The following is an 18,461-nucleotide window of genomic DNA, read 5'->3' on the forward strand; positions in this document are numbered from 1 at the left end:
AAGAAACTATATACTAGTAGTACAATTACGGTAAGGCTCTCAGTGGCTCAAAGGTGGGATTAACTAATTCGCGCTTTGAGATTCATCCGAATTTCTCACGAAGCGCAAAGAACTATAAATCGTTGATAATGAGACGCTAAGATTAACTCACCCAGCCGTCTGAAATTTCACCCAATCTATATGAATACGATTCTGATCATTGAAGATGAGCCTCAAATTAGAGAAAATATTCAGCTAATTCTTGACCTCCAGGGGTATGCTACCATCACCGCCGAAGATGGATGGCAAGGGTTACAGATGGCAGAACAACATCAGCCAGATATGATTATTTGTGATCTGATGATGCCACGATTAGATGGATATGGACTTATTAAAGCATTGCGTCAACAGCCATTGACTGCGGACATTCCGTTTATTTTTCTGACTTCTAAAGCAGAACACTCCAATCTGCGTCAAGGAATGGGGATGGGTGCAGACGACTATTTAACTAAGCCGTTTGATGTCAATGAACTTCTCCAGGTAATTTCTACTCAACTAGAAAAACGCCAGATTGTTACCCAACGTTACAAAGAACAGATTGAGCAGATGGAAACTCATATCAATTATCTGGCTCGTTATGATAGCTTAACTGGTTTACCCAATCAATTTTTCTTAGAAGAGCATTTCAATCAAATCCGTGTTCAAGCTTACAATCAGGGTCAATTTTTGCCCTTGTTACTAATTGATATAGATATACTCTATCCCACTAAATTATTATTTGCTCCTAGTTCAAGACACTTGTTAATTAAAGCCGTAGGGGAAAGATTAAATCAATTAAACTCCCCCAATCAGATTATTGACTTGATAGCTTACTTAAAAACAGACCAAATAGCGCTATTTGTCAATCCAATTCAGGATAGAAAAGTAGCTGCTCAGATTGCTGAACAAATTTTAAGTATTTTATCACAACCTATTATTTTAAATAATCAGGAAATATCTGTTAGAGCTAAAATTGGCATTGCTTGTTATCCCCAGGATGCTTTGCAACTAGGAGAACTACTGACTCATGCAGAAGTTACTCTAGATCATTATAAATTCAATGACACAAATTCTTATCATTTTTATGCTCAAGAGATCCTCGAAATTGTTTTTAGAAAAGTTATTTTAGAAACTGACTTTTGGCAAGCTTTGTCAAGAAATGAATTTTTGATTTATTATCAACCTTTATTCAATATCAAGACTGGTAAAATTGTTGGTTTAGAAGCATTAATTCGTTGGCAACACCCAGAATATGGTATAATTTCCCCAGCAGAATTTATTCCTATTGCTGAAGAGTCAGGCTTTATCATTCCCTTGGGAGAATGGATTATAAAAACGGTTTGTTTACAATTAAAACATTTACAGGCAGAAGGATTTGGTAGGTTAAAGGTAGCTGTCAACATATCCGCCTGTCAGTTTAGACAAGAAAATTTCATTCAACGCATTAATGATATTCTTGTTGATACAAATTTCGACCCGGAACTATTAGAATTAGAACTAACTGAAACTGTATTTATTCAAGATATTGAATTAGTGAAGAACAAAATTAATGGTCTAAGATGTTATGGAGTTAAGCTATCAATTGATGATTTTGGTACAGGGTACTCATCGTTTAAATATCTCCAAGAATTTTCTTTTAGTCACTTAAAAATAGATCGCTATTTTATTAGTAATATTGATAAGCTTCACACTAAACAGTCAATTGTTAAAAGTATAATTCAGTTAGCAGATACTTTTAAAATCAATATCATTGCCGAAGGGGTAGAAACTAATGAAGAGCTAAATTGGCTCCAACAAAATCACTGTCCCGTTATCCAAGGCTATTTTTTCAGTCGTCCTTTAGCAATAGAAGACTTAAAGATTTTTTTACTAGTCAAGAATTAAAATTCTCAAACAAGCTACTGACAAAAGCTTGAAGTGAACAAAAATTGTTGTGTTTTCGAGGATAGGGCGTTCCAGCAACTCCTGGGTCTGATGCTGTCTCATGCAACAATACCCGATAGGTAAGAGACTTCCAAATAAAAAAATATCCCGTCGTTTTGAGAGCAGGGGAGCAGGGGGAGGAAAGGTCATTTTAGTTGCAGAAATTTGGATCAACTTCTTTGTGGAGTTCTCTAAAGCCTGTTATTATTGCAACTTCATCAAAACTTTACACAAATTTTTGCTTTTAATTGGCGTGCAAACCTCTGATTTAGGGCGATCGCAGTCCCTGTTTTACGTATATTTGCTGATAAAGAGTAATATGTTTTTTGTATAAAAATAGCACAAATCTATTGATCTGACTCATGATGGTATGACATTCTGATTGTTAGTGAAGGTAAATCAACGAGCGCGGAGCAAAACCATCTCAATCAGTTTTGCAGATATATTCATAGCTAGTTTTTATCTCAACAAACAATATAACGCATCGCTCTTCTGAATATCTACACTATCAACATTCACTTTTGAGGAAAATCGGAATCATGGCTATCTCAAGCTTAATCACAAAGTTATCAATGGGTTTGATTGGAGCAGCAATTCTTACTTTAGAGACATCTGTAGCACAGGCGGCACCCTTTTTTGTTTCTACTGGCAATGGAAAAGTTGGCAGCGTTGATCAAACGACAGGATTGTTCACCGAAGTTGCTAGTGGACCAAGCTTCACTGATATAGCTTTATCTAATTCAGAAGAGATTTTCGGTATCACGTTCAATAGCTTGTATAAAGTCAACACAACCACAAGTACATCCTCATTTATTGGTAATCTGGGTGTATCGAATATGAATGGGTTAGGATTTACTACTAGTAATTCACTCTACGGAACTGGTGGTTCCAACTTCTACAACATCAATACCTTAACAGGTGCTGCATCTTTGGTATCTAACATTGCTGGCTTCATGAGCAGTGGCGATATAGTATATGATTCTGTGAACGATAGATTTCTAGCCACATCACAGGGGGATAGCTTGTGGTCAATCGCTGTAGATGGCACAGCTAACAAGATTGGTAATATTGGTTTTAACTCTGTATACGGTTTAGCTTTCGACAACAATGGAAGTTTATATGGCTACACTTCTGATCGGAAGCAGATAGCTATTGATACAACAACAGGATCGGGTACATTTAATCAAAATGTTACGGGTCTTTCCAGTTCAATATGGGGTTCTGCATCACTCCCATCATCAGGGCCAGCAACTTCTGTTCCCGAACCCGCTTCTATATTAGGTCTGTTGGCTATGGGTGCAATGGGTGCAAGTTCGATGCTTCAGCGCAAACAGATCCAAGAGTAATAAAATGCCCAGAGGGGAAAAGTGACATCCAGCTGATTATTTAATTCACTATCTCTCGAAAATAATCGTTTTTTGTTTTCCCCTCTTTTTTGTCATAATAGCCGGAAGCACTGCATAGAAAATTAATCCTTGATGTCAAGTGCAGTCCTGACATAACAAGGTATTTAAGAATCAGAAGGCATATTTTTATTGAATTTTTGATTTTGTTTTAGGTCTTTTTTAGTATTAATTTATCTTCTTAAAAAGGAATACTAACTGTAAATGTGGTTCCCTCTCCCACTCGACTATCTAGGCTAATCTTTCCTTTGTGTAAATCAACACATTTTTTGATTATGCTCAATCCTAAACCTGTGCCAGAAATCTTGCCGACGTTAGATCCTCTTTGGAAAGGTGTAAATAAATTGGCTTGATCTGCGTCAGGAATGCCGATACCGGAATCACTAATTTTAAATATCAGTTGATTATTTTCTTTGGTCAAACTAAAGTTAACTACATTAGTATCAGGAGAATACTTAATAGCATTAGTAAGAAGATTAGTGAGAATTTGCCGTAACAATTTTTTATCTAACTTAATAATCAGCAAGTTGTTGAAAACTTCTGGGCCTAAATCTAAGGAGAAATTTATTTTACGCCCTGCTGTACTAGTTTCTATTTCCTGTTTGAGATCATAACAGAAGGCGATGATATCTAATGATTCTAAATGTAGCTTGACCTTCTCAGATTCATCCCGGTTAATCATCAATATATCATCAAGGATTTGGGTGATATGCTTAATGGTGGTTTGAATTGTTTGTAGATGTTCCTGTTTTCTGCCTTCATTGAGGCGATCGCCAAAATTTTGCAAAATACCTGATGATGAGGAAATAATCGCTAAAGGTGTACGAAATTCATGGGATGCCATTGTGATAAACCGCGATTTTAATTGGCTTAATTCCTTTTCCCTTTCTAGAGCCTGACTTAATTCTGTTGTCCGTTCAGCAACTTTATGTTCTAACTGCTCTGTCAGTTGTATAAGTTGCTGATTCTGGATTTCTAAAGTTTTACTTAACTGTCGTAAATGCAAATGAGTGCGTATACGAGCCAGTAGTTCTTCTTCCTGAAATGGCTTGGTGATATAGTCTACAGCACCTAAACTCAAACCTTTAACCTTATCAACAGTATCAACTAGAGCTGTCATAAAAATTATCGGAATCGACTGAGTGAGAGGATCAGCTTGAAGTTGCTGACAAACTTCAAATCCACTGATATCAAGCAACATAATATCTAGGAGAATTAAATCAGGAATACTGAGATGGACTTGTTTGATTACATTTAGCCCCTCTACTTCAACTCGCACATTGTAACCTGCAACACTTAAGGCATGATCCAGAATTTCTAAATTAGTAGAATTGTCATCAACTACTAAAATGGTGGCGCATTCAGGTGAATTTTCCATAAGTTACTTGTTCTTTAGTTAGATTCTGGGGATTGTTCACTAATAACTTTTCGCAGAAACTCACGGGCTTTGACAATTTGATAACCTCGCAGCATCACAGCTATTTTATCTACAAAGGGGCGATAAATTTCGGTATCTTGAACTAACATTTCTAGCTCTTGCTGCATTTCCTTAATTTGTCCTTGCATAGCATATTTCATTAATGTACTTAAATTAGATGCGGGTGGAATCACTATTTGTGTGTTTGTATTCTCCTCTGATGGTTGAGGATTAGTTACTTCTAACTCTGCATAAATCCACTCCAGATGAAGATGTTGGGCTAACATCCGATAAAGTTCTTCTGCTTCTACTGGTTTGGGTAAAAAATCTTGTCCACCGGCGGCAAAACTTTTTTGGCGATCGCTATCAAATACACTAGCAGAGGAAATTATGACAATTGTGTTTTTTAGCTCGGCTATTTGACGTAATTGCTTGAGCATTTCCCACCCATCCATAATTGGCATTTTTAAATGAGAAATCATAATGTCAGGAGGATTTTCCCATGCCTTTTGTAAAGCTTCTTCTCCATTGTTAGCCTCTATGACTATAAAACCCAAAGGAGCAAGCAAACTAACCAGTACAGAGCGATTTTCCCAACGATCATCAATTACTAAAATTTTTCTTTCTTTGCCGGAATATCCCACGATTTGACCTAAGTTTGTGAAGGTGTTAGCTTTAGCCCAGTTATTTGCTAAAGGACATTGAACTGCAAATTCAAATAAACTACCAATTCCTAATTGACTACTAACTTCCAAACTACCACCCATCATTTCTACAAAATTTTTACTGATTGTTAAGCCTAAACCAGTTCCTTCTATTTGTCGCTTAGATGTTCCTACTTGTTCAAAGGGTAGAAAAATTTGTTCTAATTGACCGGAATTCATGCCAATACCTGTATCTTGAATTTGAAAGTTTAGCTTGATAACCGTAGATTCAGTATTTGTAGATGATGTTAATAATTCTGTTTCACTCACCATTACCCTAAAGATAACTTTTCCTCTATCTGTAAACTTAATGGCATTACCTAAGATATTAAGTAAAATTTGTCTCACCCGTTTTTCATCTAAGATGACTCCCAATGGTAAATTTTCTGGTGCTTCATAAATAAAAGATAGGCTCTTTTGCTCGGCTTTGATGCGTGCGACTTCTACCACTCCTTGTAATAAAGATGGTAAATAACAAGGCACGGGGTAAATTACCATTTTCCGAGCTTCGATTTTGGCAAGATCGAGAACATCGTTAATGAGGGTGAGTAAATGAGCGCCACATTGATAAATTACATCAACTCCCCGTTGTTGTTCCTCGCTAAGTTGTGTGCGATTCAAAATTTGAGCATAGCCTAAAATGCCATTTAAGGGTGTACGTAATTCATGGCTCATGTTGGCGAGAAACTCGCTTTTGGCTTGATTAGCTGTATCTGCTAGTTCCTTGGCTGCTTCTAATTGGTTAGTATATTCTTGCTGTTCTTGTAGAAGTTGTTTAACTCGTTGAATAAGTTGATTTAAAGAGGTAGCTAGTATACCCATTTCACCTTTAATATCTGTTGGTAATTGCAGGTCAAAATTGGATTCCCGCGTGACTTGTTGAGCGATTTTGGTTATGGACTGAATGGGAAGTGCGATCGCTCTACTGGTGTAGAATGTCAAAATACAACAGATTGCAATTGATAGCCCTAGCCCAATAATAATAATTTGGGTGCGTAATTCTTCAGCTTGAATAAGAGCTAATTCTGCCTCCACTTGTTTTTTAGTTAACAGGTGATAGAAATTTATTAACTGGTCTGGAAATTCGATAAACTGAACGAATTCAGGACTTTTAATTAATGCAACGATTAACTTTTCTGATTTTGCTGCTTTCTCTGGAATAGCCGTGAATGGCTGAACTTTTTCTGTAAATTTACGTAGACTATATTCAAATTTACTAACAGTAATTTCATATTTTTCTAGTAAAAGTTGTAATTCTTCTATTGTGACTGGTTGATCTGAATTATTGTGACTATTCAGAAGTAATCGGACTTTTTGTACCCGATTAATTAAATTGCTACTTTCGCGCTCAAAGTCTTGGGGATTTTGTAAATATGGTGACAATTGCTTTGCTGGCCGATTGTACAAAATATTAACCTGCAATGTACTCAGAAGGTTACGCTCTTTTGAAGCTATTTGACTGGCTTGTAAAGCTTGCTGTTGATAATAGTTACCTACAGTTAAGCCTATGATAGTTCCCCCTAGTGCTATTCCTAGAGCTACACTATATCCATAAATAATTTTATTTCTAATACTCATACCTGTCCTCAAAAATACTTATTTTTATATTGTAATATGTAAGATTTGTTACTTATTGTTTGTTGTACATAACTATTTTTTTCTGTATTGAGAAATATCTAAATATGAAATGAAATAATACACAACTTACTGTAAGTTTTGTAGAATATCAAGATGTAACCTACTCATCAATTCTAAGTGGTAATACTGTTCCCAAATAGACACCATTCTTTAGTATTTCTACTATTAACCACCCACTTCATTACTGTTATGGTTATTATTAACCATGAGCGCAAAAATACTAATATTAGAGGTGGCTTATAAAAAAATAAAACAGCAATATTCGCAATAAATATGTCGGCTTGCAAATTTCAATCTATGTCACTGCGAGTGGAAGTATCGCTAAAGCGTTTACGTAGTATGCCGTAGGCGTAAGATCCGCTTGAAGCGTAGCCTAGAGTCAAGCCCTGTAGCCATAGTGGAATGAAGCAAAAGATCCGAAGTAGTGACACTCTTTGTTAGTGTAGTTTTAGCAATATACAAGTATGTTGAGCGTTTTACATTCTGCTACATAGTTAGGTTTATTTACACTTACTTACCTAGCATTTATAATTATATACTCAAATCCCGCTAAAAATGTTAAAATCATGATCTGCGAGTTAATAAAAATTAGTAAATAATTCAGGGCATAAAATTGAAGTATATGTAGTTTTATTAAAATCATCAGATCACTTATTTTCCAGACATTTTTTAATTGTACATTTTAGTTACGTAGCTTGAATTTTTAAATTTAATTTACTTGGTTACATATATTGATTGCATTCATTAAAAATTCTAATCTGTAAGTTTAATACATTATAAAATCAAAAAATAAGGATGAATTTACACATTGTATCAGTTCTAAATAAAACATTCGGAGATAAGTGGAAAGTATGTCTAGCAAATCTTTTTCTATCTCAGATATAGAGCGAATTATTTTAAATTCTCCTTTAAAACTTCCTGCCGAAACTCCGGTGATTGAAGCTGTCCGCTTCATGAGTCAAGTTCGTGAAACTTGTCATCTTAACTTAGCATTGGTGCAATCAGATGCAGAAATATTGAATCATGCAGAACAAGCTAGTTGTATTCTAGTAGTTAAAAATGAGAAATTAGTTGGCATATTCACAGAAAGAGAGATTGTTAGATGTACAGCAATGGGGCTGAATCTGGAACAAGTAACTCTAGCAGAAGTAATGGTTAAAAATCCAGTAACTATTAAAAAATCACAATTTACTAATATTTTCGTGATTCTGAGTTTGTTTCGTCAATACAAAATTAGTCATCTAACTGTTGTTGATGATCAGAATCATATTGTAGGTTTTATCACCCAAATCAGTATACTTTATTCTCTTGATTTACTGGATATGTATGAAAATATTAATTTTTTACAGCAAAAAATCTATCAATTAGAAGCAGAAAAAGTTGATATTTTGCAAAAGCAAAATACAAAACTAGAAATGCAAGTTCAGGAACGCACCTTAAAATTAATAGAACAGGCAAATGCAGATAAACTCCTAGCTACCTTCTCTTACAAAATTCGTAACTCCTTGGATCTAGAATCTATTCTCCAAAGTGCTGTCTCGGAAATTCGGGGTTATTTGCAAACAGATCGGGTAGTAATTTACCAATTTGAACCAGAATGGAGTGGGAGAATTGTTGCTGAATCCTTAGCACCAGAAAAAACTTCTCTTTTTGGTCGTGTTATTCATGATCCATGCTTTGGTATAAATTGGGTAGAACCCTATACCAATGGCAGGGTGCGAAAGATTGAGGATATTTATGCTGCTGGGCTGGCTGATTGTCATATCGAACTTTTAGAAAAAGCAGAAATTTACGCCAATTTAATTGTACCAATTGTCTATCATGAACAGCTTTGGGGGTTGCTTTGCGCTCATCAATGTTCCCAACCCCGATGTTGGAAAACTTTAGAAGTTGAATTACTAGAAAAATTATCTACCCAAATTGCGATCGCTATTCAACAATCTCAACTTTATGAACAAGCACAAAAGGAACTTTTAAAACGTCAGCGTATGGAGGAAGCCTTACGGAATATTGCGCTAGGAGTTTCGACACAAACAGGAGAAGTTTTTTTCCATTCCTTAGTGCAGTATTTAAGCAAAGCCTTAGCAGTTGACTATGCCATTGTTGCTCAGTTAGTAAATAACAAAACTGATTACATGGAAACTGTAGCAGTTTGGGCAAATGGAGAAATTGTAGAAAACTTTGAATGTTCTTTCCTGGATAATCCTTATTACAATACACTTCGTAACTCTCATCAGTGTGTTTGTATTTATCCCTCTCAAGTACAGAGGGAATTTCCCTTAGATCCCAAGCTGAGAGATATGCAAGCAGAAAGTTATATGGGAATGCCTATTTATGATTCTACTGGTCAATCAATAGGAATACTCGCTGTACTCAGTCGTCATCCTCTGCATGATATTGAATTCATGAGTGAAATTATGAAAATTTTTTCTATGCAAGTTGCTTCAGAACTACAACGTACTCAAGCAGAAGTAGCACTCAAAAAACTTAATGAAGAATTAGAAATCCGGATCGCTGAACGAACAGCAGAACTAGAGCAAATTAATGAGGATTTACTCTTAGAAATTCAAGAACGTCAACGAGTTGAACAAATTCTCCAAAAACAATTAACTGCTATTGAAGCAACTATTGATGGTATTGCCATTTTAAAAGATGACAAATATACATTTTTAAATAAATCCCATGTCCAGTTATTTGGATATAATGATGCAAAAGAATTAATTGGTAAAACCTGGCAAGAAATATATCCTCCAGAGGAAATACAACGGTTTCAACAGGAGGTTTTCCCTATCTTGATGCAGGAAGGTTGCTGGCAAGGAGAAGCCATAGCAAGACGAAATGATGGTAGCATCTTTCATGAAGAAATATCACTAACCATGACTCAAGATGGGGAGTTAATTTGTGTTTGCCGAGACATTACTGAAAGTAAACAAGCTGAACTCCAACTACAAAAATTACTTTTGGAATTGTCAGACTTCAAATATGCTTTAGATCAATCTGCAATTGTTGCTATTACAGACTCCAAGGGCAAAATTACCTATGCCAATGATCAATTCTGTCAAATTTCACAATATTCCCAAACAGAACTAATTGGTAGTACCCATAAAATCATTAATTCTGGTTATCACTCTTCAGAATATTTTCAAAAACTATGGTCAACCATTACCAAAGGCCAAGTTTGGCGTGGAGAACTTAAAAATAAGGCTAAAGATGGAACTTGTTATTGGGTAGATACAATCATCGTTCCTTTTATAGATAAAACTGGCAAGCCTTGGCAGTATTTAGCCATCCGTAACGATATTACTAATCGCAAAAAAATACAATCTGACCTCCAAGAGAGTGAACAGAAATTCCGTCAATTGGCAGAAAATCTCAACCAAGTTTTCTGGATGACTGACCCAGAAACATCAACAATGATCTATATCAGTCCTGCTTATGAAGAAATTTGGGGTTGTTCTTGTCAAAGTCTTTATGAAAATCCTAAATCTTTTATAGATAGCATATATGCTGATGATAAACAGCCATTTTTTATGGCAATGCAGAATAAAAAACAAGGCTTTGATATCGAATATCGTATTATTAGACCTGATGGTTCTATGCGTTGGATTCGGGATCAAGCCTTTCCTCTCACAAATCAAATGGGGGAAGTTTACAGAATAGTTGGTATTGCAGAAGATATCACAGAGAGCAAAAAATCCACTGTTGCTATTGAACAAAGTCAAAGTTTTCTTCGCCAGGTTATTGATACTAATCCTAATCTTATTTATGTTAAAGATTTGCAGGGGAGATTTGTTTTAGCCAATCAAGCTTTTGCAGATATTTATGGAACAACAGTTGCAGAATTAATTGGTAAAAATTATACATATTTTAACTCTAATGCCGATGATTTGGCATACTTAAACTCAATAAATCAGGAAGTAATAACTACGTTAAAACCTTATATCATACCTGAAATAAAAATTATCACTGTAACTGGAGAAACTCGCTATTTCCAAACCATTAAATCACCTTTGATTGCGAATGATGGCAAAGCTTATCAAATTCTTGGAGTATTAACTGATATTACAGAACGTAAGCGAGCCGAACAGGAAATTTCTAAAGCCTTAGAGCGAGAAAAAGAACTGGGTGAACTTAAGTCGCGTTTTGTATCTATGACTTCCCACGAATTTCGCACACCTTTAACTGTAATTACCTCTTCAGCCGGCATTTTAAAAGATTTTGGTCATAAACTTGATGACACCAAAAAGAAAAAACATTTAGATTGTATTCAAACCTATGTCAAACATACAACACAGCTATTAGATGATATTTTATTAATTAATAAAGCAGAAACAGGAAATTTAGCTTTTGAGCCTACGCCTCTAAATTTAATTCCTTTCTGTCAACAACTGACTGAAGAAATAGAATTGAGTGCGCCCAATCATAAAATTGTTTTTTCTAGTCATTTCCAAGGTAACGCAAGTGGCAATTTTGATAAAAAACTACTGCGGCAAATCCTGAGCAATTTACTTTCCAATGCTATTAAATATTCACCCCACAATGCTATAGTCAAATTTGAATTGAATATTAAAGCACAAAATGTAATTTTTAATGTTCAAGATCAAGGTATTGGTATTCCCGAAGCAGACCAAGTGAAATTGTTTGAATCTTTTCACCGCGCCCAAAATGTAGGCAATATTCCCGGTACAGGCTTAGGGTTATCAATCGTGGCTAAATGTATTGATTTACACAAAGGCTCAATTGCTGTGAATAGCCAAGTGGGTATGGGGACGACATTTATTGTGACAATTCCCTTACAATCTGGGACTTTTGTCCAAAAATTTGCTGATAATACTCATAAATAAATCTATATAGCAATTCTCGTTGGTATGCGAGACATTCTGTCTCTATCCAAACAGGAGCAGAGTAAAAACCTAATTATCGGGTAAGTCTATAGGATTCAACGGTAAACCACTATTTATAGGATACTTTTTTAGTTATGAGTTTAATTTTAGTAATTGAAGATGAAAATCAAATTTTGTTAAATCTTCAAGAAATTTTAGAACTAGAAGATTTTTCTGTTATTACTGCCACCGACGGTAAAATCGGTTTACAGTTAGCTAAAAGCAAAAATCCTGATTTGATTATCTGTGACATTATGATGCCAGGTTTAAGTGGCTATGAGGTACTAACAGAACTCCGAAAAGATTATAAATCTGCTGATATCCCCCTAATTTTTCTCACTGCTAAAGCTGAACGTAATGATTTGCGTCAAGGGATGGGGTTAGGGGCTGATGATTATATTACCAAACCCTTTGAACCTTGTGAAATCTTACAAGCAGTTAAGGCACGTTTAGAAAGACATTCAATTTCAAATCAGGCATATTTGAAAGAGTTTCATAAGTCAGAAGTACTACAACAAGAAATTAAAAAAAATCGTACTGAATTGCAAAACTCCCAGGAACTGGCAGAAATCCGAGGTAATGTCTTAGAGAAATTCTCGGAAGACTTACGCAATCCGCTTTCTAGCATTAATATGGCAATTTATATGCTTAAACAGGCAGAAAATGAGGAAGATCGGGATAAATATCTGTTAATTTTAAAAGAAGCATACACCAAAGAAATGGAGATATTAAAGGAAGTTAATAGCTTACAGGAATTACTAACTGCTGAAAATACAAAGTTGCTGCGAAATTACAAATTACTGTGATAGTAACGGTATCTTGTTTGATACCATAGTGAGATCCAGGAATTCTGGGCTTTGCTGCTAATAATAGTCAGCCGATCATTTTTAGCAGATAGTCAGTCTAATAGAGCTTCTAAAGCTTCTAATTCTGCTGTGATAGATAATCCCACACTCTCTTCAGAGGAAAAATCATCTCCAGGGGTGAGACACTTCTGTGCAATGCTTGGGGAAATTACACTATCTGGCGCTAACAACTCCGTAGCAATATATTCAGCTAGAGCATTAATATGGGGATGCTCAAACAATACTGTCGAAGAAATTGTTTGGTTTAAACCTGCTTCTAAACGACTGCGTAACTCTACCATCATCAGTGAATCCATACCCATATCAAAAAACCCTAACTCTACATCAGGTAATTGAGAAGAAGAAGAACCTAAGACTTGACTAACTTCTATTTGTAGATAATTTTTTAAGTATAAAATACGTTCTTTTACGCCTAAAGATTGGATTTGCTGTATTAATTGAGCAGTTTGATTTTGATGAGAATTTGATGGACTTTGATGGTAAAAATCGCCAAAAAAAGGCGAATGAAATCTTTGTTTGAGAAGTTCTGACCAATTCACAGGAATTACTCCTACCTGTGCGGAAGATTGGGTGAGGAGAAATTCTAAAATATCTATACCTTGATTTGGCGTAATTCCACTGATACCACGCAAACTCATCTGCTCGGCAATTTTGCCTTGAGTCGCTGCCCCAATATCAGACCATACACCCCAATTTATACTCAATGCTGGTAATCCCTGATGACGGCGATATTGGGCTAAAGCATCCAAAAATGTATTTGCAGCTACGTGATTTGCCTGTCCTGGAGAACCCAGTAGAGAAGCTGCCGAGGAAAACATGATAAAATAATCCAGAGGAATGTTTTGGGTTAATAGATGTAGATTCTCAGCCCCAGTAACTTTGGGACTCATGACACCCTGCAATCTTTCTAAATTTAATTGCTGCAAAACCCCATCATCTAAAACTCCGGCGGCATGAATCACACCACGTAAAGGTGGATAATTTTGCTGAATGTCTGCCAGAACTGCGGCTAATTCTGCTTTTTGGCTCACATCAACCTGAGTAGTAATAATTGTAGCGCCGGCTGCTGCTAAAGCTTGAATTTGTGCTTCTGCTTCTGTATTTGGCTGGTTACGTCCTAAAAGCACAAGATATTTTGCACCTTTTTCCACTAGCCAACGTGCCACACGCAAACCTAAACCGCCCATTCCCCCTGTAATTAAATAGGTAGCTTGGGGTTTTATGAACTCAGTTGGTGTGTAGGTAATGATGATTTTACCGATATGTTTAGCTTGTTGCATCATCTGTAATGCTTCTACTATTTTGGTAGCGGGGAAAATAGTTTGAGGAAGCGATGACCTACGGTCGGTCGGAGACCAACGCACTTCTCCCGTGTTAAACTTCTCCATCAGACGATGCAACAAAGTTTGAATTTTCTCTGGTTCTTGTTGAGCAACACTCATCAAATCCACTAGATGATAAGAAACTTGGGGCTTGACTTGAGCCACTTGTTGTGCATTCCAAACGCCCCGTTTCCCAATTTCGATAAATTGTCCTTGAGGTTTGAGTACCGATAAACTCGCAGGAATGAACTCACCAGACAGGGAGTTAAACACAATATCCACCCCTTCGCCGTGGGTGATTTCTGGAATTTCCTCAGCAAAATTTAAGGTACGAGAGTTAAAAATATGCTGGATACCGAAAGCGCGTAAAGTCTCCCATTTCCCCGGACTAGCTGTAGCGAAAACTTCTAAACCAGCTGCTTGGGCAATTTGTAAAGCTGCCATCCCTGTTCCTCCAGTCGCCGCGTGAATGAGGATGCGTTGTCCCGGTTGAATTTTTCCAACTTCCCACAAACTATATGCAGCAGTGAGGAAATTGGCAGGAATTGTCGCTGCGGCGGCAAAACTCCACAAATTCGGTTTAGCAATCACATAATTGGCATTAGTTGTCACATATTGACTAAAACTATCAGCAGCCAAAGCCAGCACAGCATCACCGACAGCGAACTGAGTTACACCCTCACCAACGGCGACAACCTCCCCAGCACATTCCACTCCAAACCAGTTACGTTCAAAAGGCAATAATCCCAAAGCATCCAGAACATCAATAAAATTTAATCCTGTGGCTTTTACCTGAATTTCTACCTCTCCAGCTTGGGGTTGACGACGGGGGAAAGGTTGCCATTTTAAAGATGCAAGCACACCGCGTTTGCTAATTGTTAAATGGTATGGTTGATTGGGAAGACTTTCATCGGTAAAACGAGTTAATCTTGCTACCTTGCGTCCAGATGTGTGTAGGGAAATTTGTTTTTCTTCCCCAGGATGAGTAATTTCGGTAACGAGGTTTTGAATTTGAGTAATCAGTTCTTGTGTAGGGTCTAAATCAACACAGCGACAATTTAATTCTGGGTGTTCTAAACTGATTACTTTGCCCATACCCCATAAAGAAGACTGACTTAATCCGGTGATAGTGTGAGGATTGACAGCATTTTGAGTCACTAACCAGAGATTAATAGGGTAATGTTGGATTTGAATGAGAGTTTGGATGAGGTGAAGAACATGATTACATTCATTTATATTGTCTTGACAACCAGCGATATAAATAATGTGTTTGATAGACTGAGAAGATGGTTGATGGAGAAATTCTCGAATATTATCAGAGAGTTTAAGGGTAATAGCAGATTTCTGTTGCAATTGTAATTGTTGGGCGATACCTGTTGCCAATTCTGGTATATCTGCAATAATTAACCATTCTTTGAGGCTTTTAATTTCTCTGATGAATTGCGAGACAATTACACTTTGTTCGGCTAAGACTTCTGGGAGAATTGCGTCAGGAGTAATATTAACAACGTTGGCAAACCCATTGGTTTGTAGTAATTTTTTCCAACTAGACGTAGAAATCAGGGGATGATGAGGACGTAAATCTTTATCTTGAAAACGCCACCAACCTTCAGTTAAACCGAAAATCAAATCTATCCAAGCACTGGGGCGAGTACCTTCTAGAAGTATTAGCAACCCCTGATTTTTAAGTAAGGATTTAATATTAGTAACTGCGTCGGTTAAATTCTCGGTTGCGTGTAAAACATTAGCCGCAATTACTATATCAAAACTATGATCATTAAAATCTTGATTTGCTAAAGACTGTTCAATATTTAGGGTTTGGTAACTCACAAACCCATAATCTGAAAATTGCTGACGTGCTTTTGCTATAAACACAGGGGAAATATCTGTAAATACATACTCTACAGATTTGTTAGCGAGTTGTGGTAACACATAAGCTGTGGTTCCTCCAGTACCAGCACCAATTTCTACAATTCGCACCTTTTCCCCTGGTGGTAATTTTTCTAAAGCTGAGTTTACCGCTTGCTGTACTAAAGTATTCATTACCTTTGCACCAGGAGAATTTTGATATAATTGGGTAAGGGTTGTTAAGTCTCCGTTGGGGAATAATATCTCTAAAGGATTACATTCTCCCCGTAAAACTTTAGCTAAGTTTGTCCCACAACGTTCTATTAAAGTTAATTCGGCTGTTGTTTCTGGGTATTGTATGGTTAGTTCTGTTTGGAGATTTTGCGGATTTTCAAAATTTTGTTCACTCTGCTTTTGTAGGGTAGATAAATGTGTATATAATTGTTGATATTGTGGTGCGACTTGTCCCTTTTGTGGTGAGAATGAACTAAAAGTTTGCAGTGCTTGGATAATATATGCAAGACTTAGTTTTTCTAATTTTGGCAGAAATTGGGCATAACGTTGAATTTCATCTGTTGTTAAAAGTTGAGTAAATTGAGGTGCTATTTTTTCGGCAATCTCTACGGGAGAAGTCAGAGAAGAATCAGATGTATAATTAATAATTAACGGTTGAAGTCGCCATTCAATTTCATATAACCAGTTTTTCCACTCTAAGAGATTTTGTGATTCTATTGCTTTGAGTTGTAATCCTGATATTGCAGCAATTAATTGACCATCTGGGGTGAAAATTTGGATATCAGCGATTAAAATTGGGGAGGTTGTCTGTTGAGGAATTAATTTCACTAAACTCCAAACTTTTTCGCCAATGGATTGCCAAAGTTTCAATTTATCTACACCAATGGGTAAATAAATATAGGGGGTATTTTGTTGGTAAAATATAGCAGCTATTGTTTGCAAGCAAGCATCTAAAACAATAGGGTGAAATTGATAATTATAACGGCAACTACAAGTTATTGGTAAATGAATTTCGGCTAATGCTTGGTTTTGATGATGCCAAATTTGGGTAATAGCTTGGAAGGTTTCACCATAATCAATTCCTACTTGTTTGAGATTTTCATAGAAGTCAGCAATATCTGTAATTTTAGTCAATTGATTTTGCAGTTCTATAAAATTAATAACCTGATTTTGAGGAATATGATTGTGAGGTTTTATTTTACCAGTAGCATGAGTTATCCAGTTATTTTCTACTGGGTTAATTTCGGCACTGACTATTTCAAATTCCTGATTATTGTTGAGGATAAGTTGTATATTTCTGGAATTATCTGGATTTAAAATACAAGGTTGTTGAAAGGAAATAGTTTCTAAATAAAATTTATTATCTTTAAATATTTCTTTCCCCGCAGCCAACGCCATTTCCAAATATGCCGCCCCAGGTAAGATAACTTGGTTAAATACGCGATGGTGTTGGAGATAGACAGGATAACTATCAGATAGTTGTTGTTGAAAATATATATTACTAGATTTAGCTAAGTTTAATTTTTGTCCTAATAAGGGATGTATGCTATTATTGGTGGTTGAATAAGAGTTGTTATTTTTTGAATTGATATCTACCCAATACCGCTTTCTCTGAAACGGATAATTTGGTAAATCTATCCGTTGGCGCTGATAATTTTGCTCAAAGCCATGCCAATTAAATTTTACTCCTTTTGTATAAAGTGCGGCTATACTTGATAGTATAATTTGCCAATCTTGTTGCCCTAGTTGCAAAGTTGGTAATAATTCTATATTGCTTTTCTCTTGATTGGCAATAATTGCACGTGTCATTTGTAGTAAGGTTGGCTTTGCACCTATTTCTATAAAGACAGTACAATCTTGCTGAATTAAAGTTTCTATTCCTGGAAGGAACTGGACTGGTTGACAAATATGACGACACCAATATTCAGGAGTAGCAATTTCTGAATTGATTAAATTTCCAGTAACATTAGATATGATCTGATATTTAGGAGGATGAAAATTGATAGTATGCAGAATTTCCTCAAATTCTTCTAACATCTCTGTCATCATGGGTGAGTGGAAAGCATGGGAAACTGATAAAGGTATGCTTTTAATTTCTTGTGCTGTTAAAACGGTGATAATTTGCTCAATTGCAGAGGTTTCACCGGAAATTACTGTATTATTAGGTGCATTAATTGCGGCAATGGAAACCTGTTGGTTATAGGGTAATATTAATTTTTCTATTTGAGAGGCATCAGCTATTACTGCTACCATTTTACCTTGGGGTAGCTGTTGCATTAAACGGGCGCGGTTGGCAATTATTTTTAACCCATCTTCTAAACTGAAAACTCCAGCAATACAAGCGGCTACATATTCACCAACGCTATGTCCCATGAGAAAATCAGGTTTGATTCCCCAAGATAGCCACAGTTGACAAAGTGTATA

At 36.2% G+C, this 18,461-nt stretch carries 6 protein-coding genes and 1 pseudogene; 4 read left to right on the plus strand and 3 right to left on the minus strand.

The annotated features are described in order from the left end of the window. Nucleotides 1–180: 180 nt before the first annotated feature. Together VB654_RS07795 and VB654_RS25215 are read left to right on the plus strand one after the other, a co-directional pair. A complete protein-coding gene (locus VB654_RS07795; RefSeq protein WP_323213101.1) occupies nt 181–1,902 on the plus strand; it encodes an EAL domain-containing protein in 1,722 nt (573 codons plus the stop codon). Between the two features lie 1,283 nt (nt 1,903–3,185). Continuing rightward, nucleotides 3,186–3,287: pseudogene (locus VB654_RS25215) on the plus strand (PEP-CTERM sorting domain-containing protein); the annotation flags it as partial. Between the two features lie 238 nt (nt 3,288–3,525). On the opposite strand, the gene VB654_RS07805 reads toward VB654_RS25215, so the two are convergent. Both VB654_RS07805 and VB654_RS07810 read right to left on the minus strand, forming a co-directional pair. Then, on the minus strand, nt 3,526–4,722 hold the full coding sequence (locus VB654_RS07805) for a hybrid sensor histidine kinase/response regulator (protein WP_323213105.1): 1,197 nt from the start codon (nt 4,720–4,722) through the stop codon (nt 3,526–3,528). Between the two features lie 14 nt (nt 4,723–4,736). Then, the gene (locus tag VB654_RS07810; RefSeq protein WP_323213107.1) at nt 4,737–7,043 is read right to left on the minus strand and encodes a histidine kinase dimerization/phospho-acceptor domain-containing protein; all 2,307 of its coding nucleotides are present in this window, start codon (nt 7,041–7,043) and stop codon (nt 4,737–4,739) included. A 911-nt stretch (nt 7,044–7,954) separates the two neighbouring features. Between VB654_RS07810 and VB654_RS07815 the strand changes: the two genes are divergently transcribed. Further along, nucleotides 7,955–11,947: a PAS domain S-box protein gene (locus VB654_RS07815; RefSeq protein ID WP_323213109.1), complete on the plus strand. Its 3,993-nt coding sequence runs from the start codon at nt 7,955–7,957 to the stop codon at nt 11,945–11,947. Nucleotides 11,948–12,081: 134 nt separating this feature from the next. Then, the gene (locus tag VB654_RS07820; protein WP_323213111.1) at nt 12,082–12,792 is read left to right on the plus strand and encodes a response regulator; all 711 of its coding nucleotides are present in this window, start codon (nt 12,082–12,084) and stop codon (nt 12,790–12,792) included. 92 nt (nt 12,793–12,884) lie between these two features. Here VB654_RS07820 and VB654_RS07825 read toward each other — a convergent pair whose 3' ends face one another. Then, nucleotides 12,885–18,410, minus strand: coding sequence for an SDR family NAD(P)-dependent oxidoreductase (locus tag VB654_RS07825; protein WP_323213112.1), 5,526 nt, complete (start codon nt 18,408–18,410; stop codon nt 12,885–12,887). Nucleotides 18,411–18,461 lie beyond the last annotated feature (51 nt).

It is taken from the genome of Nodularia sp. UHCC 0506 (assembly GCF_034931045.1).
Lineage (GTDB): Bacteria > Cyanobacteriota > Cyanobacteriia > Cyanobacteriales > Nostocaceae > Nodularia.

Coding starts and splice junctions, on each gene's coding strand:
- VB654_RS07795 (WP_323213101.1), top strand. CDS start 181: ATGAATACGATTCTGATCATTGAAGATGAGCCTCAAATTAGAGAAAAT.
- VB654_RS07805 (WP_323213105.1), bottom strand. CDS start 4,722: ATGGAAAATTCACCTGAATGCGCCACCATTTTAGTAGTTGATGACAAT.
- VB654_RS07810 (WP_323213107.1), bottom strand. CDS start 7,043: ATGAGTATTAGAAATAAAATTATTTATGGATATAGTGTAGCTCTAGGA.
- VB654_RS07815 (WP_323213109.1), top strand. CDS start 7,955: ATGTCTAGCAAATCTTTTTCTATCTCAGATATAGAGCGAATTATTTTA.
- VB654_RS07820 (WP_323213111.1), top strand. CDS start 12,082: ATGAGTTTAATTTTAGTAATTGAAGATGAAAATCAAATTTTGTTAAAT.
- VB654_RS07825 (WP_323213112.1), bottom strand. CDS start 18,410: ATGGGACATAGCGTTGGTGAATATGTAGCCGCTTGTATTGCTGGAGTT.